Origin of the sequence: Streptomyces sp. NPDC046860, from assembly GCF_040645115.1 — a bacterium.
Taxonomy (GTDB): Bacteria; Actinomycetota; Actinomycetes; order Streptomycetales; family Streptomycetaceae; genus Streptomyces.
This window is the reverse complement of record NZ_JBEYXQ010000009.1, coordinates 116960-142450: the sequence shown is the minus strand read 5'-3', so window position 1 is coordinate 142450 and position 25491 is coordinate 116960. Positions and strand designations below refer to the sequence as shown.

Genomic DNA, 25491 nt, shown 5'->3' with positions numbered 1-25491 from the left:
ATGCGCGCGTCCAAGGGCGACCACCTTGTCCAGCACGGAAGAGTGGTCGGCCAACACGATCAGGTCACCGAAGTGGTCGAAGTGATCGGCGAGGAGGGCGAACCGCCCTACCGCGTCCGCTTCGAGGACGGGCACGAGGCCATCATGTCGCCCGGCCCGGACTGCCAGGTCCGCCACCACGAGGACGAGACGAGATAGCCGAACGGGGTCAGCGCGGGGGTCTCGCCGGCCACGGGTAGTGGTCGGCGACGACCTTCGCCATGGCGCCCAGCGGATCACGGGCGACGTCCTGGGCGGCGAAGAAGACATGTCCGCGCACCTGAGGGTGTCCGGCGGCCAGGGTGAGATGCCGGGACAGCTCGGCGGGGTCCTGCCAGGCGGCGGGCTGCCCCGCCGCGCCCGCCTTGTACAGCGCCTCCCCGACGTACAGCTTCGTGCGGGTGCCCGCCGCCTGCCCGGCCCACCACTCCAGCAGCCGGGCGTAGTCGGCGGCCGGGAAGCCGATGTTCCAGTAGAGCTGCGGGACGACGTAGTCGATCCAGTGCTCGCGGACCCATCTGCGGGTGTCCGCGTACAGGTCGTCGTACGTCTGCACGCCCGCCTGGGTGTCGGAGCCGCGGGGATCGGTGGCGGCGTTGCGCCAGACGCCGAAGGGGCTGATCCCGAAGCGAGTGCCGGGCCGCACCCGCCGGATGCCCGCCGCGACCTCCCGCACCAGCCGGTCGATGTTGTCGCGCCGCCAGGAGGCCCGGTCGGGGAAGCCGCCGCCGTGGGCGTCGTACGCCGCGTCGTCGTCGAAGGTCTGTCCGGCCACCGGGTACGGGTAGAAGTAGTCGTCGAAGTGGACGGCGTCCACGGGGTAGCGGGCGACCGCGTCCAGCATGGCCCGGCGGACGAAGCGCCGGACCTCGGGCAGGCCGGGGTTGTAGTACAGCTTGCCGCCGTAGGGCACGACCCACTCCGGGTGCCGCCGGGCCGGGTGGTCCGGGGTGAGGCGGGTGGGGTCGGTGTGGTTGGCGATGCGGTACGGGTTGAACCAGGCGTGCAGTTGGAGACCGCGCGCGTGGGCCTCGCGGACGGCGGTACCCAGCGGGTCCCAGCCGGGGTCCTGGCCCTGAGTGCCGGTGAGGTACTGGGACCAGGGCTCGTACGGGGAGGGCCACAGGGCGTCGGCGGTGGGGCGCACCTGGAAGATCACGGTGTTCAGCCGGCGGTCCGCGGCGCGGTCGAGGTGGGCGATCAGCTCGGCGCGCTGTTCCTCGGCCGGGAGCCCGGGCCGCGAGGGCCAGTCCCGGCCCGCGACGGTGGCCAGCCACACCCCGCGCATCTCCCGGTGCCGCCGCCCGGAGGCGTAGGCGGGGCCGGCCCCGGCCGTCGCCAGGGCGGCCAGCGTCCCCAGGGCGAGCGACCGCCGCGAGAGGGCCGCCGCCCGTCCAGGCCCTCCGGAGACCGCGCGTACCGTCATCGCTACCTCCCACACGCTCCGAGTCCACCCCGTGACGGATCGTCCCCGGGGTGCGGCATTTTCCTACCCCGTCGATCGATCATCGATACTTGGCGGTAACGTGCACGATCGGAGCAGGCACCGAAACCGGACGCCCTGCACGAGCCGGAGAACCAGCGAAGGGGACGATGTGACGGACTTCCGAGCCGGAGACATCTCGCGCGTCGGAGTCGTGGGCTGCGGCCAGATGGGCGCGGGCATCGCCGAGGTGTGCGCACGCGCGGGACTGGACGTGATGGTCGCCGAGACCACGGGCGACGCCCTGGAGTACGGCCGGACCCGGCTGCACAACTCCCTGGCCAAGGCGGCGGAACGCGGCAAGATCAGCGAGGAGGAGCGGGACGCGGCCCTGGCGCGGCTGAGCTTCACCACCGACCTGGGCGAGTTCGCCGACCGCGACCTGGTGATCGAGGCCGTGGTGGAGAACGAGCAGGTGAAGACGGAGATCTTCCAGGTGCTCGACCAGGTGGTGACCCGCCCGGACGCGATCCTGGCCTCCAACACCTCCTCCATCCCCCTGGTGAAGCTGGCGGTCGCCACCTCGCGGCCGGACCACGTCATCGGCATCCACTTCTTCAACCCGGCCCCGGTGCAGAACCTGGTCGAGCTGATTCCGGCCCTGACCACCTCCGAGGGCACGCTCAGCCGCGCGCAGATCTTCGCCGAGAAGGCCCTCGGCAAGCACGCGATCCGCGCCCAGGACCGCTCCGGCTTCGTCGTCAACGCCCTGCTGGTGCCGTACCTCCTCTCCGCGATCCGCATGTTCGAGTCCGGCATCGCCAGCCGCGAGGACATCGACAACGGCATGGAGATGGGCTGCGCCCACCCGATGGGCCCCCTGAAGCTCTCCGACCTCATCGGCCTGGACACGATCGTCTCGATCGCCAACTCGATGTACGCCGAGTACAAGGAGCCCCTGTACGCCGCTCCCCCGCTCCTCCAGCGCATGGTCGAGGCCGGCCGCCTGGGACGGAAGTCGGGGTCGGGGTTCTACTCGTACTGACGATCTGACCGGAAGACCCCTCGTCGGCAGGACCGCCCCGCCGCCGCGCCGAGACGCTCGCCGTCCCGGCACGGATGGCGGTGAACGCGCTGTCCTCGTGCGCGCGCTCGTGTCATCATCGGCACTCTCCGCGCCGACTTCACGGGGGAATTCCATGACGGAGCAGGTCGGTTCACGCCGGGCGCCCTACTGGGCCGCCGGTGCGATCGGCGGCAGCGTCGCCGCGCTGAGCATGACCGGCGACATCATCTTCGACCTCTTCGACGGGCCGACGGCCGTGGCCGTGTGCGGCGGGGCGGCGGTGCTGGTGGGCGGCCTGGCCTGGTACCACTCGGCCCGCCCCCAGCCGGAACCGCTCACCCCCGCGGCACCCCGGACCGCCCCGCGCCACGAGCTGCCCCGGACCGCTCCCTGGGTGGGGCGGGAGGTCCTGCTCGACGGGCTGCTCGCCGTCCTCCGGGACGTCCCGGCATCGCCCGGCGGCTCGCTGAGCCCCGATCCCGCGCACGGCCAGTCGAGGATCATCGTCATCCACGGGGCTCCGGGGTCCGGCAAGACGGCCCTCGCCCTCAACGCGGCCCACCGGGTGCGGGACGAGTACCCCGACGGCCGGCTCTACCTCGAACTGCGGGGCGACGGGGACGAACCGCGCACCGGCGCCGAGGCTCTGGAGCAGCTCCTGCGACGGCTCGAGGTCGCGCCCGAGGACATCCCGGCCGGCGTCGCCGACCGGGCCGCGCTGCTGCGCTCACTGACCAACGACCGGCGGCTGCTGATCGTCCTCGACAACGCGCACAGCACCGAGCAGGTCCGGCCGCTGCTCCCGGTGGGCGCCGGGTGCGCGGTGCTGATCACCAGCCGCAGGGCGCTGTCCGCGGAGGCCACGCGTCCTCCCGTGCAGGTCGTCCTCCCGGACGAGGACGACGCGCTGGGCGTCCTCGCGCACTACGCGGGCCAGGACCGCGTCGCCGCCGACCCGGCCGTGGCCCTGCAGATCACCCGGTTCTGCGGGCGCCTGCCCCTGGCGTTGCGCATCGTGGGCTCCAAACTCAGCCAGCGCCCGGATCTGAGCCTGGCCCGGATGCAGGCCCGCCTGGAGGACGAGCGGCACCGGCTGCGGGAGCTGGTGCACGACGACAAGAGCCTGGCCGCGTGCCTGGCCTTCACCTACCGGGAACTGGGGGAATCCACCCGCGCCGCGTGCGGACTGGTCGCGTCGCTGCCCGCGGGCCGGCTCAGCGACTGGCACTTCGCCGCCGTCACGGGGAGCCGGGACGCGGCGGTCGCGGCCTGTGACGAGTTGATCGAGGTCAGCCTCATGGAAGCCCGTGGTGACGACAGCGCGGACGGCGGCTATCACTTCCACGACCTCATCCGGGTCTACGCCGCTGAGCGGTCCGAGGAGTTACCGCCGGACGAGCGGCGAGCACTGGAGGCCCGTCAGGTGCGAGCCTTCCGGGACGCCGTGGTCCACCTGGCCGCCCGACGGGCCCCGGAGCTGGCGGCGGAGGTCCCGCCGGAACGGGTCGACGACCTGGACCGGCTGCCGGCCGCCTCCTGGGTGGCGGGCGAGCAGGAGCGGCTGCTGTGGGCCATCGGCCGGGGCCGCAGCCTGGGCATGGACACCGAGTCGGCCGAGATCGGGGAGGCCCTGTCGTACTTCCTCGACGACATCACTCTGCCCGCCGGCTCAGCGGACTGGCTGTTCGGCGCTCCGCCGGAGACCCGGCCCAGGGTCCTGGGCAGCCTGCGTCGCGCCCGCGCGGCGGTGGCGCTCACCGAGGGCGCGCCCGACACGGCCCTGACGCTGCTGGCCGACGGCACGGAGGGCGGCGGCCCGGCGGAGCCGGTGCACCGGGCCCGGGACGAGATGGTCGTGGCCCGTGCCCACGCGGCCAAGAGCGACTACCGCGAGGCGCTGCGGCACATGAGCACGGCGGCGGACGGGCTGCTGGCCGCCGGTGACTCCTGGCACGTCCTCAACTCGCTGGAGAAGCTCGGCGAGTTCCAGCGATGGCGGGGCAGGCCGGAACTCGCCGAACAGAGCCAGCGGCAGGCGCTGCGGCTGGCTCAGGAGGCGGGCGACCGCCGGGCGCAGGCCCGGCTGCGGCGGACCCTGGCCGAGACACTCGGATATCTGCGCCGGCCGGAGGAGGCGGCGCCCCTGCTGGAAGCGGCCGTCCACGACTTCCGGGTGCTGAACGACCGCCGGTGGGAAGGGGCGTGCCTCTACGCCCTGGGCAAGATCTACCGGCTCCTCGGGCGCCGGGAGGAGGCCCTCGACCGTTACCGCAGGGCGGAGGAACTCTTCGGGCCCATGGGCGAACAGCACTGGGTCGGCCGGGTCGTCAACGCCCGGATCCGGGTCCTCGCGGGTATGGGAGACCTGGCCGGAGCCGCCGCCGCGGCCGAGCGGGCGCTCGGCGTCTTCCGGCGGGTCGGCGACGAGATGTGGTTCGCCCACACCCAGCGTGATGTGGGCTGGCTGCGTCTGCGGGAGGGCAGGCCCGGGGAGGCCTTGGAACCCCTGAGCCACGCCGTCGGGGTGACCGGTCGCGCGGGTGACGCGTACGCCAGGGCGATGGCGCTCCATCTGCGCGCGGTCGCGTACCGGGAGCTGGGCCGTTTCACCGAGGCGCACGCCGACTTCGAGGCCGCCCTCGAGGTCTACCGGTCGGGGGACTACGCGTGGAACGTGGCGGCCGTGACCCACGACGTGGTGCTCACCCTGTGTGCCGAGGGGCGGGACGAGGAGGCCGAACGCCTGCGGGCGGACATCGCGGCGGCCAACCCCGTCTTCGTGCGGATGCGGGGGCGCGACGGCGCGCGAGCGGTGCCGGACGAGGACTGACGCACAGCGACCCGGCGCCGAAAGGTGCCGGGTCCCTGTGGTTCACACTCCGTGTGTGGCGCGGGCCCGCATATGCCGTTCGCACACGCTCCCCCCGGGGCCGGCGGGGCGGTTGACTCAGCATGCGCATGCAAGGGATGCGGAGTCGTCCCGTCCGACCACGACAAGGAGTGGACCCGTGACCGTCGAACCGGAGCAAGCCGTGGTTCACGGAGAACTGGCCGAGTTACGCCGCCGCCTCGACGTCGCCTACGCGCGCGTCGAAGGCGGGCTGGCACTGCTCAGTCACCGTACCGAGGAGACCGCCAAGGAGCTGGACGAGCTGAACACCCGGGTGAAGTCCCTCGAACACGCCCGCTGGCCACTGACCTCGGTCGCCGCGCTCACCGCGCTGGGGGCGCTCGCCGTCGCCGTCTGGCAGGCGCTGGCTCACTGACCGTCGGCGAGCCGGAGATGGTGCAGCAGGAGTAACGCGGCCGCCATGTTGGCGGCCGGGACCTCCCCACGGGCGATCATGTCGGGGACGAGTTTGAGCGGGACCCACTCACGGCGGTCCGACTCGAAGTCGTCCACGGGATGGCCGGTGTACTCACCCTGGTCGGACCAGTAGACGTGGTGCCGGGCGTCGGTGAGGCCGTTGGACGGCTCCACACTCATCAGGTGGTGCAGAGGCCCCGGCCGCCAGCCGGTCTCCTCCTCCAGTTCGCGCGCGGCCGCGGTCATGATGTCCTCGCCGTCCTCCACGACCCCCGCGGCCAGCTCCCAGCCCCAGCTGTCGGTGATGAAGCGGTGCCGCCACAGCAGCAGGACCTCGTTGGCCTCGTTGACGACCGTGGCGACGGCGACCGGCCGCAGCCGGATCAGGAAGTGGTCGAGATGTGAGCCGTTGGGCAGCTCGACATCCGCCAGATTGACGCTGAACCAGCGGTTCGCGTACACAGTTTGTTCGTTCTGTTTCGTCCACTGCACGGTTCTGCCACCTTCCGCCGAAGTAGTGGCAATATCGCAGCAGGGACTCTTCCCGGCCTACAGGGCGCCCGCGCGCGCCCCGTGCGCCCCGCCGCGTCACAGCGGTACGCGCAGCGCCCCGTCGATCAGTTCCGCCGCGTCCGCGGTCCCGGCCGAGCCGCAGCGCACCAGGTACTCGCGCACCGCCCGCAGACGGTCGCGCAGCCGCTGGGACTCCATGCCGCGCGCCTGCTCGGCCATCAGCACCGCGGTCGCCACCGCCTTGTCCGCGTTGCCCTGCCGCAGCTCGATCGTGCTGAGCATCGCCAGCCGGTGCACGCGCCCCCGGTCGTGCGCCGGGTTGTCCACGGCGGCCGCCGCGTGCTCCCGCGCCGCCGACAGCTCCCCGAGACTCAGCAGCGCCTCCGCCACCTGGACGTTCACCAGACCGGGCTGGACGTACCCCGTCTCGTCGGGTTCGCTCCCCGGCCGGATCTGCCCGGCCGCCGTCTCCGCCCGCCGGATGCAGGACAGCGCCCCGCCCCCGTCGCCGAGGTGCGCGTACGCCTTGGCCTGCATCGCGTACAGGTCGGAGGCGAGCGCCGGGGTGATGTGGCGGCCGGCCGTGCGCAGCGCGGCCTCCGCGAAGGCGACCGCCTGCCGGTACTCCCGCATGAACAGCGACTGGTTGACCAGCAGCGCTATCACGTACGCGCCGAGCCCCCGGTCCCCGCTCGCCTTCGCCAGCCGCAGCGCCTGGTGGAAGTAGCGCTGGGCCAGCCCGTGCGCGTCGGAGTCGTAGGCGCAGATGCCCGCGATGGCCACCAGCCCGCCCGTGGCGCGGTGCAGTTGGCGGCCGGTGTCGTCGGGGTAGCTGCCGCGCAGCAGGGGCGCCGCCTCGGCGTTGAGGAAGCCGACGATGCGGGTGCGGGTCGCCACCCCGCCGGCCTTGCGGTACATCTGCTCGTAGTGCGCGCGGGCCGCCCGCAGCGTGCCGATGTCCGCCTCGGTGACCCGTTGCTGCCCGCCGCGCGAGACGTCCACGTCCTCGGGCGGGTTCTCCCACTCCCACACCGGCATCACCGCGGGCGTACCGGTGACCGCGGGGGCGCCCAGCACGTGCGGGCGCTGCTGTTCGTCGGAACGCCACAGCGCGGTGGCCCGCTCCACGAAGCCGGAGAGCGAGCCGGCGTGCGCGGTGGCCGGTTCACCCGGTACGCCGAGACCGATGTCGTCCAGCGTGACCGGGCGCCGTAACCGTCCCGCGAGCACCTCGCAGATCAGGTCGGGCACCTGCCCGCGGGGCCGCTGCCCCTTCAGCCACCGCGCCACGGCGGTGTGTTCGTATCTGAGCGCGAGGCCGCGGCGGCGGCCGGCCTGGTTGACGTGGGCGGCGAGCCCGGCGTGCGAGATGCCCGCCTCGTCCAGGATCGCGTCGAGCAGGGTGTTGGGCTGCATCAGTGGCCCCCCGAGTGGCGTGGTGACCGTAAGCGTAGTGCCACCGGGTTCACACGGGGTGTGAACGGAGTACGCGCATCCGCGTCCCGCGCGCACTGCCGGCCGCGGGGCCGGGCCCGCTTCACTGGGTGGCCCGCCTCGCACGAGGCGGGCCGGACCGCCCGCTCCCCCTCACAAGGCGGCGGTCCGGACGGGCACCCCCCGGGTGTCGGGCGGAGCCCCGCACGACACCGCCGCGCGGAACCGGTACCGCGTCGCCGGTACGGCCCCCTGGCCCGCCGGCCCGCGTTCGCGCGGCGGCAGCCGGGCACCCGGCCCGGAGGGCGCCGGAAACGGCACCGGCCGGCCACGGATCGAGTCCGTGACCGGCCGGTGCCTTCTACGCCGCGGGGTCAGCCGCGCAGCTCCGCGCCCGTGCGCTCGTTCGCCAGGGCGACGGCGGCGTCGCGCGCGGCGGACGCCTCGTCCACGGTGAGCGTGCGGTCGGCGGCCCGGAAGCGCAGCGCGTACGCGAGCGACTTGCGGCCCTCGCCGAGCTGCTCCGGGTTCTCGTAGACGTCGAACAGCCGGATGGACTCCAGCAGTTCGCCCGCGCCCTCGCGCAGCGCGGCCTCGACGTCAGCGGCGGGCACCGGCCGGTCGACGACCAGCGCGACGTCCTGCGTGGCGACGGGGAAGGCCGAGATGCCGGGCGCCTGCGGGGTGTCGTCGCCGGCCCGCTCCAGGGCGTCCAGGTCGACCTCCATCGCGCAGGTGCGCTCGGGCAGGCCGAGGGCCTTGACCACGCGCGGGTGCAGTTCGCCCGCGTGGCCGACGACGCGCTCGGCGCCGTCCTCGACGACCACCAGCTCGGCACAGCGGCCGGGGTGCCAGGGGCCGTACTGGGCCTTGCGCACGATCAGCTCGGCGCCCGCCTCGCGGGCGACGGTGCGCGCGGCCTCGACGGCGTCCGCCCAGTCGGCCGGGCGGCCCTTGCCCCACCAGCCGGCCTGCTCGCGGGCGCCGGTGAGGACGACGGCCGCGTGGCGCGGCTGCTCGGGCAGCGCGGCGTCCAGACCGGCGATCTCCTCGGCGGTGGGCCGGCGGTCGACGGGCAGGTGCCCGGCGACGGCGGCGGCCGCACGCGGGTGGAAGACCAGACCGGTCTCGAAGAGCGCCAGGTCGTGCGAACCCCGGCCGTCGTTGCGGCGCAGGGCGCCCAGCAGGCCGGGCAGCAGCGTGGTGCGGAGCGCGGGCTCCTCGTCGCTGAGCGGGTTGGACAGCCGGACGACACGGCGGGCCGGGTCGTCGGCGTCCAGCGCGAGCTGGTCGAAGACCTGCTCGGCGACGAACGGGTAGTTCGGCGCCTCGACGTAGCCCGCCCCGGCCAGGGCGCGGCCGGTGCGGCGGTGCAGCCGCTGGCGGTGGGTCAGGCCGCGGCCGGAGGTGGGCCTGGGCAGCGTGGAGGGCAGGTTCTCGTAGCCCTCCAGGCGGATGACCTCCTCCGCCAGGTCGTTGGCCTCGGCGAGGTCGGGCCGCCAGGACGGGACGGTGACGATCAGCTCGTCCTGCCCGTACACGTCGCAGCCGATCTCCTGGAGGCGGCGTACGACGGTCTCGCGGCCGTAGGAGACGCCCGCGACCTTGTCCGGGTGATCGGCCGGGATGGTGATCGTGCGCGGCGCGAACGGCGCGATGATCTCCGTGACGCCGGCCTCGGCGGTGCCGCCCGCGAGCAGGACCAGCAGGTCCACCGTGCGCTGCGCGGCAGCGGCGGCGGCCTCGGGGTCCACGCCCCGCTCGAAGCGCCGGGACGCCTCGGAGGACAGCTTGTGACGGCGGGCCGTCCGCGCGACGGAGACCGCGTTGAAGTGGGCGGCCTCGACGACGACCTCGGAGGTGGAGCGCTCGGTGTCGTCGTGGTCGGCGATCTCCGTGTTCGCGCCGCCCATGACACCGGCCAGGCCGATGGCGCCGCGCTCGTCGGTGATGACGAGGTCCTCGGCGTGCAGCGTGCGCTCGACCCCGTCGAGGGTGCGCAGCTTCTCGCCCTCCTCGGCGCGGCGGACCCCGATGGCGCCCTGGACCGAGGCACGGTCGTAGGCGTGCAGGGGCTGGCCCAGCTCCGTCATCACGTAGTTGGTGACGTCGACGGCCAGCGAGACCGGGCGCATGCCGACCTTCTGCAGCCGGCGGCGCAGCCAGATCGGGGAGCGTGCCTCGGGGCTCAGGCCCGTGACGGTGCGCGCGGTGAAGCGGTCGCAGCCCATCGGGTCGGAGACCTTGACCGGGTAGCCGTAGGCGTTGGGCGCGGGGACGTCGATGAGCGCCGGGTCGCGCAGCGGCAGGCCGTAGGCGATGGCGGTCTCGCGGGCGACGCCGCGGATGGACAGGCAGTCGCCGCGGTTGGCGGTGACGGCGATGTCCAGGACCTCGTCGACCAGCTCCAGCAGCTCGATGGCGTCCTTGCCGACCTCGGTCTCCGGCGGCAGCACGATGATGCCGCCCGTGCCGTCGTCGCCCATGCCCAGCTCGTCGCCGGAGCAGATCATGCCGTGGGAGGTCCTGCCGTACGTCTTGCGCGCGGCGATGGCGAAGTCGCCGGGCAGGACGGCGCCGGGCAGGACCACGACGACCTTGTCGCCGACGGCGAAGTTGCGGGCGCCGCAGACGATCTCCTGGGGCTCGCCGGTGCCGTTGGCCCGGCCGACGTCGACGGTGCAGAAGCGGATCGGCTTCTTGAAGCCCTCCAGCTCCTCGATGGTCAGCACCTGGCCGACGACCAGGGGACCCTTGAGGTCGGCGCCGAGCTGCTCGACGGTCTCGACCTCGAGGCCCGCCGAGATGAGCTTGGCCTGGACGTCACGGCCGGTTTCGGTCGCCGGCAGGTCGACGTACTCCCGCAGCCAAGAAAGCGGGACCCGCATCAGATCTCCATCCCGAACGGCCGGGTGAAACGGATGTCACCCTCGACCATGTCTCGCATGTCTTCGACGTTGTGGCGGAACATCAGCATCCGCTCGATGCCGAACCCGAAGGCGAAGCCGCTGTACTTCTCCGGGTCGACGCCGCAGGCGACGAGCACCCGCGGGTTGACCATGCCGCAGCCGCCCAGCTCGATCCAGCCTTCGCTGGAGCAGGTGCGGCAGGGCCGGTCGGGGTTGCCGACGGACTCGCCGCGGCAGACGTAGCACACCATGTCCATCTCGGCGGACGGCTCGGTGAAGGGGAAGAAGTTGGGCCGCAGCCGGGTCTTCATGCCCTCGCCGAACAGCGACTGGACCATGTGGTCCAGGGTGCCCTTGAGGTCGGCCATGGTCAGGCCCTCGTCGATGGCGAGCAGCTCGACCTGGTGGAAGACCGGGGTGTGCGTGGCGTCCAGCTCGTCCGTGCGGTACACGCGGCCGGGGCAGATCACGTAGACCGGCGGCTCGCGGTCCAGCAGGGAGCGGATCTGCACGGGCGAGGTGTGGGTGCGCAGCACGACACCGGACTCGGTGCCGCCCTTCTCACCGCGCACGAAGAAGGTGTCGGCCTCGCCGCGCGCGGGGTGGTCGGGGCCGATGTTGAGGGCGTCGAAGTTGAACCACTCGGCCTCCACCTCGGGGCCCTCGGCGACCTCGTAGCCCATGGCGACGAAGACGTCCTCGATGCGCTCCGACAGCGTGGTCAGCGGGTGGCGGGCACCGGCGGGGACGCGGTCGTACGGCAGGGTGACGTCGACGTCCTCCTCGACCAGCACCCGCGCGTCGCGCTCCGCCTCCAGCTCGCTCTGGCGGGCGGCCAGCGCCTTGTTGACCGCGCCGCGGGCCATGCCGACGCGCTTGCCGGCGTCGGCCTTGGCGTGCGGGGGCAGGGCGCCGATCTCGCGGTTGGCGAGGGACAGCGGGGAGGCCGGTCCGGTGTGGGCGACCTTGGCCTCGTGGAGCGCGTCGAGGGAGTCCGCGGCACCGAAGGCGGCGAGCGCCTCGTCCCGCATACGCTCGATCTCTTCCGGTTTCAACGTCTCGACCTCGACAGGGTCGTACGACTTATTCGGTGCCGACATCTCTTCCCGTGCTTCCGATTGTCCCCCAGCTACCGCTGGGAGGTGCCCCCTGACTGGTGGTCCCGTCACCGCCCGGACGGTCTCGGCGGGCCAGGCGTGGGACACAAAGGTGCCAGGGGCCGAGTCTAACGGGGACGGGCTGGGTGAATGGCCCGCGGGCGGCTCAGGCCAGGTAGGCCGGCACGCTCACGGGCAACGTAAATCGGAACCGCGCGCCGCCGCCGGGGGCGCGGCCGACGGTGATGGTGCCGCCGTGGGCTTCGACGATGCCCTTGACGATGTAGAGCCCGAGGCCGGTGCCGCCGCGCTTGCTGCCCCGCCAGAAGCGGGTGAAGACGCGGTTCATGGACTCCTCCGGGATGCCGGCCCCCTCGTCGCTCACCGTGACCGACGTGCCTGTCTCCTCGCCCTCGCGCGGGGAGGGCGCGGGCGTGACGTCGATGGTGACAGTTCCGGCGCCGTGGCGCACCGCGTTTTCCAGCAGGTTGCTGAGCACCTGGTCGACCTTGTCGGGGTCGGCCCACAGGGCGGGCAGCGGGTGCTCGACGCGGAGCAGGAACCGGTCGGCGGGCTGGCCGGCGGCGACATGGGCCTGGATGTGACGGCCGACGGCGGCCGCTATGTCAACGGGCTGGCGGCGCACCTCCAGACGGCCGCTGTCGATACGGGAGATGTCGAGGAGTTCGGCGATGAGCCGGGTGACGCGGTCGGCGTCGGCGTCGACGGTCTCCAGCATCAGCCGCTTCTGCTCGTCGGTGAACCGCTCCCACTTGGCCAGCAGGGTGGCGGTGAAGCCCTTGACGGAGGTGAGCGGGGAGCGCAGTTCGTGGGCGACGGTGGCGATCAGCTCGGCGTGGCTGCGCTCGGTGCGGCGGCGGGCCTCGGTGTCCCGCAGGGTGACGACGAGCCGGCGCAGGGGGCCGAGGGGTTCGTCGCGGACGTAGCGGGCGGCGACCAGGACCTCACGGCCGCCGGGCAGCAGCAGGTTCCGCTCGGGCTGGCGGACACGGATGGCGAGGCCGCCGTAGGGGTCGGTCACCTGCCACCACCGCCGGCCCTCCAGGTCCTCCAGCGGCAGCGCCTTCTCCAGCGGCCGGCCGAGGGCGTCGGCCGGGCTGACGGCGGTGATCCGGGCGGCGGCGGCGTTGAAACGCACGACACGGCCGTGCTCGTCGGCGACGACGAGGCCGTCGGGAAGCTGGTCGGGGTCGATCGCGTCAGCAGGGAGGGCGCGCACCTCGTGCCCGTCCGGCACGGTGCCGGTACCGACCACACTCATCCCCGTACCCCACCTCTCGGCCTGTGCAGGGCCCCGAGTGGGTCACCCTACTAGTTCCGGGCGACGGAACGGCAGCCTCCGGGTGCGCGCTGTGCCCGCGCCGACGCGTAGAGGCATACGGCCGCGGCGGTCGCCAGGTTCAGGCTCTCGGCCTTGCCGTGGATGGGGACGCTGACGACGGCGTCGGCGAGGGAACGGGTCTCCTCCGGCAGGCCCCACGCCTCGTTGCCGAACACCCACGCGGTGGGGTCGCCCATGGCGCCCTTGTCGAGTTCCTCGTCCAGGTCCCGGTCCCCGGCGCCGTCGGCGGCCAGGATGCGCACCCCGGCGTCCTTCAGCCCCTGGACGGCCTGCTCGACGGGAACGCCCATGGCGACGGGCAGATGGAACAGGGAGCCCACGGAGGCGCGTACGGCCTTGGGGTTGTACAGGTCCACGGAGGCGTCGGTGAGGATCACCGCGTCGGCCCCGGCGGCGTCCGCGCAGCGCAGTACGGTGCCCGCGTTGCCGGGGTCGCGCACGTGCGCGAGGACCGCGACGAGCTGGGGGCGTGCGGCGAGGATGTCCTCGAACGGGGTGTCCAGGAACCGGCAGACGCCGACGACACCCTGCGGGGTGACGGTGGTGGAGATGTCGGCGATGACGTCCTCGCCGGCGAGGTGCACCCGGGCGCCCGCGGCCCGCGCCTCACCGATGATGTCGGCGTACCGCTCGGCGGCCTCGACGGTGGCGAACAGCTCCACCAGCGTGGACTCCCCGCCGGACCGGTGCGCGGCGGCCTCTCGCACGGCCTGCGGCCCCTCCGCGAGGAACAGCCGCTCCTTCCCCCGGAAATTCCGCCTCCCCAACCGCCGCGCGGCACTCACCCGCGCGGAACGAGGAGAGATCAACTCAGGGTTGGCGGGAGCCATGTTCCAAATCACCTTCGACAGAGGTCCCAACAGCGAGCAGTGTTTTTCAGGGGCGGCGGCGGTGTTGTTGAGGGGCGCGGGGAACTGCGCGACAAGCCACGACGGCGCCGCACCGGACAACCCACGCACCGCCCGCCCCAACAGCAGGACCCGCAAGCTCAACAGCCTGCGGGTCCTACATTCAACCGGCTCAAGGCCAGCGCGGCGTCACGCAGCCTTGGGCGCGTTCACGTCCGCCGGGAGCGCCTTCTGGGCGACCTCGACGAGCGCCGCGAAGGCGGTGCCGTCGTTGACGGCCAGCTCGGCCAGGATCTTGCGGTCGACCTCGATGTTCGCGGCCTTCAGACCCTGGATGAAGCGGTTGTAGGTGATGCCGTTGGCGCGGGCAGCGGCGTTGATCCGCTGGATCCAGAGCTGACGGAAGTCGCCCTTGCGCTTCTTGCGGTCGTTGTAGTTGTAGACCAGGGAGTGGGTGACCTGCTCCTTGGCCTTGCGGTACAGGCGCGAGCGCTGACCACGGTAGCCGGAGGCCTGCTCGAGGATCGCCCGGCGCTTCTTGTGGGCGTTGACTGCCCGCTTGACGCGTGCCACTTGTTAACTCCTTGTAGCGGGGCCGGTGAGTGGACTCGGACTCACACGACCCGAAAACGTTTGGGTCCCGGTGAAGACGTACGGCACTCGGTGCGAGTGCCGGCTACGTCACTTGCCGAGAAGCTTCTTGATCTTCGCGGCGTCGCCCGGAGCCATCTCGGCGGTGCCGGTGAGGCGGCGCGTCACGCGGGACGACTTGTGCTCGAGCAGGTGGCGCTTGCCGGCGCGCTCACGGAGCACCTTGCCGGAGCCGGTGACCTTGAAGCGCTTGCTGGCACCGCTGTGCGACTTGTTCTTCGGCATAGCGCCGTTATCTCCTCGTCGGTGGCGCTCCGGTGCCCGGTCGTGAAACCGGGCACGGTGGAGCGTCGCTCTCTAATCGGTTGGTTCCTTCGGGACTTGCGTCCCTCCGGATCACGCCTCGGCGGGAGCCTCGGCAGGGGCCTCGGCGTCCACGTCCTCGACGGGGCTGTCGGACTCCGCGGCGTTCTGCGAGCGGCCGGGGTTGGCCTTCGCGTCGGCCTTGCGGGCCTCCTGCGCCTGACGGGCCTCGGCCATCGCCTCGGTCTTCTTCTTGTGCGGACCGAGAACCATGATCATGTTTCGGCCGTCCTGCTTCGGGTTCGACTCGACGAAACCGAGGTCCTGGACGTCCTCCGCGAGGCGCTGCAGCAGTCGGTAGCCCAGCTCGGGGCGGGACTGCTCACGGCCACGGAACATGATCGTGATCTTGACCTTGTCGCCCTGCTTGAGGAACCGGACGACGTGACCCTTCTTGGTGTCGTAGTCGTGCGGGTCGATCTTCGGCCGGAGCTTCATCTCCTTGATGACCGTGTGCGCCTGGTTCTTGCGCGCCTCACGGGCCTTCATGGCCGACTCGTACTTGAACTTCCCGTAGTCCATGAGCTTGCACACGGGCGGACGGGCGTTCGCCGCGACCTCGACCAGGTCCAGGTCGTACTCCTGCGCAAGCTCCAGTGCCTTGGCCAGGGGGACGATGCCCACCTGCTCGCCACTGGGACCGACAAGTCGCACCTCGGGAACGCGAATCCGGTCGTTGATGCGGGGCTCGGCGCTGATGGATCCTCCTCGGTAGCACCACGCGACGGTCTGGCGGACAGCCGCGTAACGTCTGTATCAGTAAGACCTAACCGCGCCGAAGCACAAAAAATGCCCCGGACGATCACAGGCGGGGCTCCTCGAACTACCGGAACACCGCCGCGATGGTCGCGGGGCGCGCTCTCGGACGGTGTCCGCGGCGTGGGCCGCGTTCTCCGTCTGACCGGTGACCCGCCGCCCGTGAGGGTGGTCGGGTGGGAGCTCGAAGCCTCCACTTGTAGGCCGGAGTGCTCACCGCAGGCGTGCTCGTCCGGCCGGTCGTCACACCAGGTTAGCAGGAGCGGCATCGTCCTGCTAATCCGGTGTCTGACGGCCGGGCGGCCGGGGTCCGGTGAGGTGGGGCGGGGACCGGCGCCTATCGTGTGGGGTATGAGTGAGACCTCCCCTGAGACGCCCGACTTCGACGCCATGACCCGCGACATCGCCGAGGTCCCCGCCGTCGAGGTGATCGTGACGGTCGCCGTCAACCTGATGAGCGCGGCCGCCGTGAAGCTCGGGCTGAGCGAGGAGGGCGAGAAGTACAAGGACCTGGACGAGGCCCGCAAACTGATCGGTGCCCTCGCCGGCCTGCTGGACGCGAGCACGACCGAGATCAGCTCCTTCCACGCGGCCCCGCTGCGCGACGGCCTGAAGTCGCTCCAGCTCGCGTTCCGCGAGGCATCCCTCGTCCCGGACGAGCCGGGCCACGGCCCCGGCGAGAAGTACACGGGGCCGGTCTACGGCTAGGGCCTGTCTTCCGGATCTTGCCGAGGGCGCGGGGTCTGGCACGCACATCTGCGGCGTTGTCGTCGGTTGCCGACTCCCCCACGCTCGGCTGCGCTCGCGCGGGGGGACCCCCATCGCGTCGACGCCCTCCTCCGCCTTGCAGCCGCACGCACCAGACCCCGCTCGGGTCGGCCCGAAGGCACCGTCGGCCCGAGCCGGCCTGATCCGGAAGAAAGGCCCTGGTAGTCAGCCTCGTACGAACAAGGGCTCGCCCGGAGGGGTGGTCCCGGCCGGCAGGAGTGCCAGGTCGAGGCCGCGCACCAGGCGGGCCCTCAGCGTCTCGTCGGCGGCCAGCCGCCCGGCGACCGCGCGGGCGGCCCGCGCGGGCTCGGCGGCCGGGTCGAGGACGAGCGCGAGGGTGCCATCGGCCTCACCCGGGCCCAGGTGGGCGGAGCGCACGGCGGGCTCGGCGGCGACGGCCTCGCGCACGGCGGCCACCACGGCCGGGTCACCGAGCGGGTCGACGCTGGTGCGGCCCTCGGCCAGCGCGAGCAGCGCCGGACCGGTCAGCTCGAACGGCACGGGCCCGGCGAGGTCCAGGACGACCGTGTCGGCCTTCTCGTGGGCGGCGGCCTGGAGGGCCTGGTGCAGGGGGACGGCGACCGGCCGGGCGGCGGGGTCCCAGCGGGCCAGCGACCCGGTGGAGGTGAAGACGGGCAGCGCGGTGCGCCCGGCGGCCTTCAGCGTGGGAACGGCCATGTCGCTGGTCTTCTCCCGGCGCAGCCCGTTCTCGTCGACCTCGCTCTCCCCGAGGACGGCGACGACGGGGACGAGCAGCCGCGCGCCCTTGAGCGCCTCCAGCACCGGCCCGAGCGCGCTCCGGTCCTCGGCCCAGGCCGCGAGCGCGGCGCTCAGCCGGGGGTCGGCGGAGCCGTCGTCGTCGGAGAAGCCGGAGTCGGGAATGTTCTTGTTCGCCACGGTCCCGAGCCTATCGGGGCCGGCAGGTGGCTGTGCCGACGGGAGGCGCCGGTGGGACCGCTGAGCGTGGAGGTGCCCGAGGGCGCCCGGCTGTCGGTGGGGGTGCTCGATCCGGGCTCCGGGCGGAGCGCGGTGCACGGCGACGGCTCCTACGACGCGGCGAGCGTCGTCAAGGTCGGCATCCTGGCCGCGCTGCTGATCCGGGCCCAGGACGCGGACCGGGCGCTGTCGGCGCGGGAGCGGGAGCTGTCCGCGAGGATGATCACGCGGAGCGACAACGACGCGGCGAGCGCGCTGTGGCGGGCGAACGGCGGCGCCGCCGGACTGGACGCGGCCCACCACCGCCTCGGTCTCACCGCCACCTCGGCGGGCCGGGACGGCTACTGGGGCCTGACCCGCACCACGGCCCGGGACCAGCTCCGCCTGCTGGGGCACGTGTTCGGCCCCTCGCCCGTGCTGGACCGGGCGTCGCGCGCGTATCTGGCCGGTCTGATGGGTGCGGTGGTGCCCGGGCAGCGGTGGGGTGTCTCGGCGGTGGGTCCCGGCGCGCTGAAGAACGGCTGGTTCCCGCGTGACGCGACCGGCCTGTGGGTCGTGCACAGCGTGGGCCGCGCGTCCGGTCCCGGCGGCGACCGCCTGCTGGCGGTCCTCACCGAGGGCTCCCTGGGCCTCGCGCGGGGCGTCGCGCTGGTGGAGGCGGCGGCGCTTGCGGCGGTACGGGCGCTCGACGGTCCGGTGTGATCAGCCGGTCCCGTCGGGCCGGCGGCCGCGCCACACCACGACGGCGGCCGTGAGGAGGAGGGCCGTGCCGGTGCCGCCCGCCAGCCAGGCCGCCCAGCCCCCCGTGCCGGAGCCGGAGCCGGCCGTGCCGGGGCCGGGCCCGAAGTACTTCTTGCCGTAGGCGGCCGGGCGGGGGCTCTCCGCCTTCAGGCGGGTGGCGCTCCTGAGGGCGGCGGCCGGGTCGATCATGCCGAAGCCGCGGGAGTCGTCCCGGCCGCCGGAGGGGGCGTCCCGCGCGGTGTCCTCCAGCACCTTCCTGACCTGGGGCGGGGTGAGTTCCGGGCGCTCGGCCTTGAGCAGGGCGGCCGCGCCGGAGACGAAGGCGGAGGCCGCCGAGGTGCCCCAGCCCTCGTAGTAGCGGTGGTCGGGGTCGGCGATGACGACGTCGACGCCGGGCGCGCTGACGGCGGCGTACCAGCGGCGGGTGGAGAAGGAGGCGCGGGTGCCGTAGCGGTCCACCGCCGTGACGGCGATGACGCCGGGGTAGGCGGCCGGGTAGGACACATGGTCGCCCTTGTCGCCGCCGTTGCCCGCCGAGGCGACCACGACGACGCCCTTGCCGAGCGCGTACTGCACGGCCTCGTCCTCGCCGGCCTCGGGGTGGGCGGAGTCGGAGTCGTCGCCGAGGGAGAGGTTGATGACGTCGGCGCCGTGGTCGGCGGCCCAGCGGATGCCGTCCGCGAGGGCGTTGCCGCGGGTGACGCGGGCCTTGGCGCGGGCGGGGTCCTTGTCCTCCAGGATGACCCGCACGGGCAGGATCTTCGCCTCAGGTGCGACGCCCATGACCCCGGAGCCCGAGCCGGGGCCGTGCCCGTGGCCGGCGATGATCCCGGCCATGGCGGTGCCGTGCCGGGCCCAGGCGCGGTCGCCCGGACCGGCGCCGAAGCCGACCATGTCCCTGCCGGGCAGCACGTTGCCCGCGAGGTCGGGGTGGTCCTCCTCCACCCCGGTGTCCAGTACGGCGACGGTGACGCCCTGTCCGCGGGTGGTGCGCCATGCCTCGTCGAGGTGGAGGGCGGACAGTCCCCACTGCTGGGCGCGGATGGAGTCGGCGTGGGCGCTGGTGGCGGGGACCAGGGTGAGCCCGGCGGCGAGCAGCAGGCTCGAAGCGGTGCGGGCGCGGCGCCTCATGAGGGTTTCTCCGTGGCCGGGCTGACGGTCTGGCGCAGCCGTCGCTGGACGCGGTCGGCGAGTCCCTGGGCCTCGTTGCCGAGTCCGGCCTGCGCGGGGGCGGAGGTGGCGCCGGAGCGTACGGCGTCCGGGGCGGGCTGCGGGGTGTCGACGGCGCGGCCGTCGGCCCAGCCGGACACGGCGTAGGCGACGACGGGGGCGTCGGTGAGGACGCTGATCGTCCAGCTGGCGCGCTGTTTCGCGCCGAACCCGGCGGCGGGGGTGCCCTGGGCGGCGTACGGGAGGGGCATCAGGTCGGTGCGGCGGTCCAGGCGCTCGTCGCGGAAGCGGGCGGCGAGCCCGGCCATGGCGGCGGGGTCGGCCTTGGTGAACAGCAGTCCCACGGTAGTGACATGGGTGCGGGTGGCGTCGGTGTAGGTGGCGCGCAGCAGGCGGGCGCAGCCGACGGGGGCGAGGGCGCGCAGCAGCAGCGGGTCGAAGGCGCCGGCGCAGCTCGCGTCGGGTGCCACGGCGATACGGGTCCAGGTCCGGTCGGCGCCGCCGGGGCCGGCGCCGGTGCCCTGGACGGTGGGCGGGAAGAGCTGGTCGACGGGTACGTCGTGCCAGAGCGATCCGGCGGCGGTGAACCCTGCCCCGGCGGCGTGCGCACCGTCCTCGCCGGTGAGCCAACTCCCCGCGAGGGCGCCGCCGATGAGGCCGAGGCCGAGGACGACGCAGCCGGCGGCGAGGCCGGTGCGGCTGCGCAGCCGGGCCAGCGGGCCGAGCCCGCGCACGGGTTCCCCGGACGGTTCGGGTTCGCCGAACGCGCCGACGGGCCAGGGGGCGTTCCAGGAGAGGGCGGGGTCCGGCGCGGGTGCCCCGGCGGTACCGAAGGCGGGCGGGCGGACCTCGGCCGGACCCGTGCTCCCGGCGCGTGGCCCGGCGTCCGGCGGGACGGGGCGCAGCCGGGTCGTGGTCTCCGTGGCGGACTCGGCCGGGGCGCGCGGGGGCCGCGGCGGGGCGTCGGGGAAGCGGGCGGAGGCGGGCGGGGGCGGCGGCGGTGTGGTGAACCGGGTCTCGGGAAGCGGCATCCGGGTCTCGCGGGGCCGTTCCAGCGGGCGGCGCGGGGCGAACACCGACGGTTCGTCCTCGGTCCGGTCGTCCACCGCGGCGGCCGGGGCCGGGGGCGGTTCGGATGCGGTGTCCCCGGCGGTCACGGGGTCCTCGGCGGGGCGCGGGGGGAACGGGGCGCGGCGCGCTTCCGTGCTCATGCACCCCCCGTTTCCTGGCGACCGGGCCGACTGCTCGTACGCGGGCCGTCCCCGTCGGCGGCCGCGGCCCGTCGGACGAGTTCCGTCCGGGCACGCATACCCGTACGGCTGTACCGGCATCCCGGTTCACTGCCGAGGCCGGGTGTTTTCCGCCGTACGTGCGCGTCACTTTACGGGTTCCGGGCCGGCGGGACGGAACCGGTCGGGGCCGCCGGGGCATCTGCCCGGAACGTCCCCCTACCCTGGGGTTATCGCGTCTGGCAGGCTGCCGTCATGACTGCGCGTGCCGCCGACCGGGCCCGGTACGACCGGGCCACCGCCGCCTACGACGCCCCGCTCGCCCTCGTCGACCTGGCCGCCTTCGACGCCAACGCGGCCGACCTGGTGCGCCGGGCGCACGGCAAGCCGATCCGGGTCGCCTCCAAGTCGGTCCGCTGCCGGGCCCTGCTGGAGCGGGTGCTGGCGCGGGAGGGCTTCACGGGGATCATGTCGTTCACGCTGGCCGAGTCGCTGTGGCTGGCCCGCTCGGGCTTCGACGACGTCCTGCTGGCCTACCCGTCCGCCGACCGGGCGGGGTACGCGGAGCTGGCCGCCGATCCCAAGCTGGCCGCCTCGGTCACGGTGATGGTGGACGACGTGGCCCAGCTCGACCTGATCGACGCATCCCGCGCCGGTGGGCGTGAAGTGGTGCGGGTGTGCCTGGAGTTGGACACCTCGCTGCGTCTGCTGGGCGGCCGGGTCCGGGTGGGCGCCCGCCGCTCTCCGCTGCACTCCCCCGCCCAACTGGCCGAGGTGGCCCGGTCGGTGGTCCGGCGGCCGGGGTTCGAGCTGGTGGGGATCATGGCGTACGAGGGGCATGTCGCCGGGGTCGGGGACGCGGTGGCGGGGCGGCCGGTGCGTTCCCGCGCGATCCGGCTGATGCAGGCGGCGGCCCGGCGTGAGCTGGCCGAGCGGCGCGGGGCTGCGGTGCGGGCGGTCCGGGCGGTGGCGCCGGGGCTGGAGTTCGTGAACGGCGGCGGCACGGGCAGTGTGCAGCACACGGCGGCCGAGGACGCGGTGACCGAGATCGCGGCCGGGTCGGGGCTGTACGTGCCCCGGCTGTTCGACAACTACACGTCGTTCAGGGGCCGTCCGGCCGCTCTGTTCGCCATGCCCGTGGTCCGGCGTCCGGGTGTGGGCGCGGTGACGGTGCTGGGCGGCGGCTATCCGGCGTCGGGCGCGGCGGGCCCGGACCGGCTGCCGGTGCCGTACCTGCCCGAGGGGCTGCGCTACGACCCGCAGGAGGGCGCCGGGGAGGTGCAGACGCCGCTGCTGGGCTCGCCCGCCGACGATCTGCTGATCGGCGACAAGGTGTGGTTCCGGCACGCCAAGGCGGGCGAGCTGTGCGAGCGGTTCGACGTGCTGCACCTGGTGGAGGGGGACACGGTCACGGCGACCGTGCCCACCTACCGGGGCGAGGGGCACACGTTCCTGTGACGCCCCTCGCCAGCCGGGCTCAGTACACGGTGTCCGCCTGGTCCGGCACGACCGAGCCGTCCGGGCGGAGCAGCGGGGTGCGGCCGCCGTCGGGGGCGTTGTAGGCGGTGGTGGAGCAGGGGTACGGGTCGGCCTTGCGGGGCAGCGGCTCGATGAACATCGGGTTGATCACCCAGCGGCCGTCCGCGTCGTCGTAGGCCCGGCACATCAGCTCGGCCTTGTTGCGGTTGAGGACGAGGTGGGCGCCGGTGGCGTCGGAGACGAAGGTGACGTCGGTGTCCGCGTCGCCGCCGCCGACGGCGATCCGGTTCCTCCATGACTGCTTCTGCCAGGCGGCGGGGCCGTGGATGCCGTAGATGTCCTGGTTGATCCAGCACCGCTTGCCGTCGATGTACGGGATGACGTCGCCCTTGTTCACGCCGATGCCGCCGCAGCCCTCGTTGCGGGTGGTGATGCGGCCGCGGTGGTCGAGGACGGAGCGGATGGCGATGGTGTGCGCGGCGTCGACGCCGACCCCGCGCGACCAGACCTCGGTGACGGGCTCGGAGCCGGCCGAGACGATGTAGACCCGGAAGCCCGCCCGCTGAAGGGTGCGGATGAGGTCGCGCTGCTGGTCGTAGTAGCGGACGTAGGCGGGGACGGTGTGGGTGCCCAGGGTGCGGGTGGCGCCGATCGGCGCGGCCAGCGCCTCGGTGCGGGCGGCGGCCGCGTATGAGGAGAGCTGGGCCGGGGTGCGGCCCGCGAAGAGCTGCGGCACCCAGGCGTACTGGGGGACGGTGCGCCGGTGGTTCCAGGTGCCCGCGAAGGCGGCGGCGCCGCTCATCGTGGTGCCCTTCTCCCGGATCTCCACGATCTCGTCGGTGCACTCGGGCCGGTCGGAGGTGCGCAGGGAGCCGCCCGCGCCGGTGCCGCAGGCGGCGGTGAGCGCCCGGTCCCCGGCGTCGGTCATCCAGGCGCTGGTGTCCTTCCAGCGGGCGGGCCGGGGCAGCGCGTCGTGCCGCAGGGCCCAGGAGAGGGTGGCGTCGGTGACGTCGTTCTTGGTGATCGTGTTGTCCCAGTCGAACGCGGCGACCGCGCCGCGGTGTCCGGAGCAGGTGCCCCGGGCGTCGATGACCCGCTGCAGCTGGGCGCGGTTGTCGCCGTACCAACTGGTGCTCAGTTTGGGGCAGTTCGAGGGTGCTGCCGCCGCGGTGGGAGTGAGGGCGGGGGCGGCCGCGAGGGCGGCGGCCGCGGCGAGGGACCAGGCGAGTAGCTGTCGCATGGGACGGGGACCGTACACCTTTCGTGGGGAGGGGGTGGGGTACGCGCCGACAGGACCGCCTAGAGCGGCGTGACGTACGCGCCGGAGATGCCGCCGTCGACCAGGAAGTCGGTGGCGTTGACGAAGGAGGAGTCGTCGCTGGCGAGGAAGGCGACGGCGGCGGCGATCTCGTCGGCCCGCGCGAAGCGGCCGAGCGGGATGTGCACCAGGCGGCGCGCGGCCCGCTCGGGGTCGGTGGCGAACAGCTCCTGGAGCAGCGGGGTGTCCACCGGGCCGGGGCACAGGGCGTTGACCCGGATGCCCTCGCGGGCGAACTGCACCCCGAGTTCGCGGGACATGGCGAGCACCCCGCCCTTGGAGGCGGTGTAGGAGATCTGGGAGGTGGCCGCGCCCATCCGGGCCACGAAGGAGGCGGTGTTGATGATGGAACCCCGGCCCTGGCGCCGCATGTAGGGGATGGCGGCCTTGCAGCACAGGTAGACGGAGGTCAGGTTGACCTCCTGCACCCGCTTCCACGCCTCCAGGCCGGTGTCCAGGATGGAGTCGTCGTCGGGCGGGGAGATGCCGGCGTTGTTGAAGGCGATGTCGACGCTGCCGTAGGTGTCGTGGGCGGCCTTGAACAGCGCTTCGACCTGCTCGACGTCGGTGACGTCGGTCTTCACGAACAGGCCGCCCGCCTCCTGGGCGGCGGCCTTGCCGCTGGTCTCGTCGATGTCGGCGCAGACCACGCGGGCGCCCTCGGCGGCGAGCCGGCGGACGGTGGCCAGCCCGATGCCGCTGCCGGCTCCGGTGACGACGGCGGTGCGGCCGACCAGGCGGCGGCAGACGGGAGCTTCGGTCTCGGTCACTTAGGCGGGCCCCTCCGTGCTGAGGAAGACGTTCTTGGTCTCGGTGAAGGCGGTCAGGGCGTCCGGGCCGAGTTCGCGGCCGAGGCCGGACTGCTTGAAGCCGCCGAACGGGGTCCAGTAGCGGACGCTGGAGTGGGAGTTGACGGACAGGTTGCCCGCGCGGACGGCTCCGGAGACGCGCAGGGCGCGGCCGAGGTCGCGGGTCCAGATGGAGCCGGAGAGTCCGTAGGGGGTGTCGTTGGCGAGCCGGATCGCGTCCCGCTCGTCGTCGAAGGGCAGCAGGACGGCGACGGGCCCGAAGATCTCCTCGCGGGCGGCCGGGCTGTCGGGGGCCGCGCCGGTGAGCACGGTCGGCGGGAACCAGAAGCCGGGGCCGTCCGGGGCGGTGCCGCGCAGGGCGGGCGCGTCGTCGGGCGCGTAGGAGCGGACGCGGTCCAGCTGGGCGCGGGAGATCAGCGGGCCCATCTGCGTCTTCTCGTCGGACGGGTCGCCGACGACCACGGCGGCGAGGGCGTCGGCGAGGAAGGCGCGGGCCTCGTCGTACACCTCGCGCTGGACCAGGACGCGGGTACGGGCGCAGCAGTCCTGGCCGGCGTTGTCGAGGAACGAGAAGGGGTCGAGGGCGGCCTTCAGGTCGGCGTCGGCGAAGACGATGTTGGGGCTCTTGCCGCCGAGTTCGAGGGTGACCGGCTTGGCCTGCCGGGCGCAGCGCTCCATGACCTCGTGCCCGGTGCGGGTGGAGCCGGTGAACACGATCTTGGCGACGTCCGGGTGGTCGACCAGCGCGCGTCCGGCGGTGTGGCCGTGTCCCGGGAGCACCTGGAAGAGGTGATCGGGCAGTCCCGCCTCCAGGGCGAGTCCGGCGAGGCGGAGCGCGGTGAGCGGGGTGGTCTCGGCGGGCTTGAGGACGACGGCGTTGCCCGCGGCGAGCGCCGGGAAGGAGCCCCAGGCGGCGATGGGCATGGGGAAGTTCCAGGGGGCGATGACGCCGACGACACCGAGGGGCTCGCGGAAGGTGACGTTCCATCCGCCGGGGACCGGGATCTGGCTGCCGAGGAGGCGTTCGGCGCCGCCCGCCGCGTAGAGGAGGAGGTCGCGGGCGTTGCCGGCCTCCCAGCGGGCGTTGCCGAGGGTGTGGCCCGCCTCGCGGACCTCCAGCAGGGCGAGTTCCTCGATGTGGGCGTCGACGGTGTCGGCGAAGCGGCGCAGCAGCCGGGCGCGGTCGGCGGGGGCGAGCGCGGCCCAGGTCCGCTGGGCCCGGGTGGCGTGGGCCACGGCGGCGTCCACGTCGGCGGCGCTCGCCGCGGGGACGGTGGCGATGGTCTCCTCGGTGGCCGGGTCGACCACCCGGAGGTCGTGCGGGTCCGTCAA

The 25491-nt window shown here is 73.6% G+C and carries 23 protein-coding genes; 7 read left to right on the top strand and 16 right to left on the bottom strand.

The genetic code is table 11. From position 1 onward, the window contains the following. Positions 1-198, top strand: coding sequence for a DUF1918 domain-containing protein (locus ABZ898_RS15700; RefSeq protein WP_361658091.1), 198 nt, complete (start codon positions 1-3; stop codon positions 196-198). Between the two features lie 10 nt (positions 199-208). Here ABZ898_RS15700 and ABZ898_RS15695 read toward each other — a convergent pair whose 3' ends face one another. After that, complete coding sequence (locus ABZ898_RS15695) at positions 209-1465, bottom strand: family 10 glycosylhydrolase (protein ID WP_361658088.1); 1257 nt, start codon at positions 1463-1465, stop codon at positions 209-211. Positions 1466-1634: 169 nt separating this feature from the next. Between ABZ898_RS15695 and ABZ898_RS15690 the strand changes: the two genes are divergently transcribed. The 3 genes from ABZ898_RS15690 to ABZ898_RS15680 all read left to right on the top strand — a co-directional run bounded on the left by ABZ898_RS15690 (position 1635) and on the right by ABZ898_RS15680 (position 5794). After that, positions 1635-2507, top strand: coding sequence for a 3-hydroxybutyryl-CoA dehydrogenase (locus ABZ898_RS15690; protein WP_361658085.1), 873 nt, complete (start codon positions 1635-1637; stop codon positions 2505-2507). Between the two features lie 154 nt (positions 2508-2661). Continuing rightward, positions 2662-5358 (top strand): tetratricopeptide repeat protein, encoded by a 2697-nt coding sequence (locus ABZ898_RS15685; RefSeq protein ID WP_361658082.1) that lies wholly within the window; start codon positions 2662-2664, stop codon positions 5356-5358. A 178-nt stretch (positions 5359-5536) separates the two neighbouring features. Next, positions 5537-5794 (top strand): hypothetical protein, encoded by a 258-nt coding sequence (locus ABZ898_RS15680; RefSeq protein ID WP_361658079.1) that lies wholly within the window; start codon positions 5537-5539, stop codon positions 5792-5794. Here ABZ898_RS15680 and ABZ898_RS15675 read toward each other — a convergent pair. The 9 genes from ABZ898_RS15675 to infC form a co-directional block, all read right to left on the bottom strand. Then, positions 5788-6327, bottom strand: a complete 540-nt coding sequence (locus ABZ898_RS15675; RefSeq protein ID WP_086691947.1) for an NUDIX hydrolase — start codon at positions 6325-6327, stop codon at positions 5788-5790. The genes ABZ898_RS15680 and ABZ898_RS15675 overlap by 7 nt on opposite strands. Positions 6328-6423: 96 nt before the next feature. Further along, complete coding sequence (locus tag ABZ898_RS15670) at positions 6424-7764, bottom strand: transcriptional regulator (RefSeq protein ID WP_361658076.1); 1341 nt, start codon at positions 7762-7764, stop codon at positions 6424-6426. 392 nt (positions 7765-8156) lie between these two features. Next, positions 8157-10670, bottom strand: coding sequence for a phenylalanine--tRNA ligase subunit beta (pheT, locus tag ABZ898_RS15665; RefSeq protein WP_361658073.1), 2514 nt, complete (start codon positions 10668-10670; stop codon positions 8157-8159). After that, positions 10670-11791, bottom strand: coding sequence for a phenylalanine--tRNA ligase subunit alpha (pheS, locus tag ABZ898_RS15660; protein ID WP_361658071.1), 1122 nt, complete (start codon positions 11789-11791; stop codon positions 10670-10672). Before pheS ends, pheT begins: the two co-directional genes overlap by 1 nt. A 163-nt stretch (positions 11792-11954) precedes the next feature. After that, a complete protein-coding gene (locus ABZ898_RS15655; RefSeq protein WP_361658068.1) occupies positions 11955-13070 on the bottom strand; it encodes an ATP-binding protein in 1116 nt (371 codons plus the stop codon). Between the two features lie 50 nt (positions 13071-13120). Beyond that, a complete protein-coding gene (locus ABZ898_RS15650) occupies positions 13121-13981 on the bottom strand; it encodes an RNA methyltransferase (protein ID WP_361658065.1) in 861 nt (286 codons plus the stop codon). Between the two features lie 207 nt (positions 13982-14188). Beyond that, entirely contained in the window at positions 14189-14572 is a 384-nt protein-coding gene (gene rplT / locus ABZ898_RS15645; protein WP_030812835.1) for a 50S ribosomal protein L20, read from the bottom strand. A gap of 108 nt (positions 14573-14680) precedes the next feature. Beyond that, complete coding sequence (gene rpmI / locus ABZ898_RS15640) at positions 14681-14875, bottom strand: 50S ribosomal protein L35 (protein ID WP_018549118.1); 195 nt, start codon at positions 14873-14875, stop codon at positions 14681-14683. A gap of 111 nt (positions 14876-14986) precedes the next feature. Beyond that, positions 14987-15652 (bottom strand): translation initiation factor IF-3, encoded by a 666-nt coding sequence (infC, locus tag ABZ898_RS15635; RefSeq protein ID WP_361658410.1) that lies wholly within the window; start codon positions 15650-15652, stop codon positions 14987-14989. A 408-nt stretch (positions 15653-16060) separates the two neighbouring features. Here infC and ABZ898_RS15630 point away from each other — a divergent pair, with 408 nt between their 5' ends. Further along, positions 16061-16417: a DUF1844 domain-containing protein gene (locus tag ABZ898_RS15630; protein ID WP_361658060.1), complete on the top strand. Its 357-nt coding sequence runs from the start codon at positions 16061-16063 to the stop codon at positions 16415-16417. A 225-nt stretch (positions 16418-16642) separates the two neighbouring features. On the opposite strand, the gene ABZ898_RS15625 is transcribed toward ABZ898_RS15630, so the two are convergent. Then, positions 16643-17374 carry an SseB family protein gene (locus ABZ898_RS15625; protein ID WP_361658058.1) on the bottom strand — a complete coding sequence of 244 codons (732 nt, stop codon included), beginning with the start codon at positions 17372-17374 and terminating at the stop codon, positions 16643-16645. A gap of 51 nt (positions 17375-17425) precedes the next feature. Here ABZ898_RS15625 and ABZ898_RS15620 point away from each other — a divergent pair, with 51 nt between their 5' ends. Continuing rightward, a complete protein-coding gene (locus tag ABZ898_RS15620; protein ID WP_361658055.1) occupies positions 17426-18115 on the top strand; it encodes a serine hydrolase in 690 nt (229 codons plus the stop codon). Here ABZ898_RS15620 and mycP read toward each other — a convergent pair whose 3' ends face one another. Together mycP and ABZ898_RS15610 are read right to left on the bottom strand one after the other, a co-directional pair. Next, complete coding sequence (gene mycP, locus ABZ898_RS15615; RefSeq protein ID WP_361658052.1) at positions 18116-19285, bottom strand: type VII secretion-associated serine protease mycosin; 1170 nt, start codon at positions 19283-19285, stop codon at positions 18116-18118. It lies immediately after the preceding gene. Next, positions 19282-20535, bottom strand: a complete 1254-nt coding sequence (locus ABZ898_RS15610) for a hypothetical protein (RefSeq protein ID WP_361658049.1) — start codon at positions 20533-20535, stop codon at positions 19282-19284. The genes mycP and ABZ898_RS15610 overlap by 4 nt, the downstream gene beginning before the upstream one ends. 273 nt (positions 20536-20808) lie before the next feature. On the opposite strand from ABZ898_RS15610, the gene ABZ898_RS15605 reads away from it, so the two are divergent. Next, the gene (locus tag ABZ898_RS15605; RefSeq protein WP_361658046.1) at positions 20809-22011 is read left to right on the top strand and encodes an amino acid deaminase/aldolase; all 1203 of its coding nucleotides are present in this window, start codon (positions 20809-20811) and stop codon (positions 22009-22011) included. A gap of 19 nt (positions 22012-22030) precedes the next feature. Here ABZ898_RS15605 and ABZ898_RS15600 read toward each other — a convergent pair whose 3' ends face one another. The 3 genes from ABZ898_RS15600 to ABZ898_RS15590 are packed head-to-tail and all read right to left on the bottom strand — an operon-like array spanning position 22031 to position 25491. Continuing rightward, a complete protein-coding gene (locus ABZ898_RS15600) occupies positions 22031-23272 on the bottom strand; it encodes a haloacid dehalogenase-like hydrolase (RefSeq protein WP_361658039.1) in 1242 nt (413 codons plus the stop codon). Between the two features lie 59 nt (positions 23273-23331). Next, positions 23332-24120 carry a 3-oxoacyl-ACP reductase gene (locus ABZ898_RS15595; protein WP_361658036.1) on the bottom strand — a complete coding sequence of 263 codons (789 nt, stop codon included), beginning with the start codon at positions 24118-24120 and terminating at the stop codon, positions 23332-23334. Beyond that, positions 24121-25491, bottom strand: coding sequence for an aldehyde dehydrogenase family protein (locus ABZ898_RS15590; protein WP_361658034.1), 1371 nt, complete (start codon positions 25489-25491; stop codon positions 24121-24123).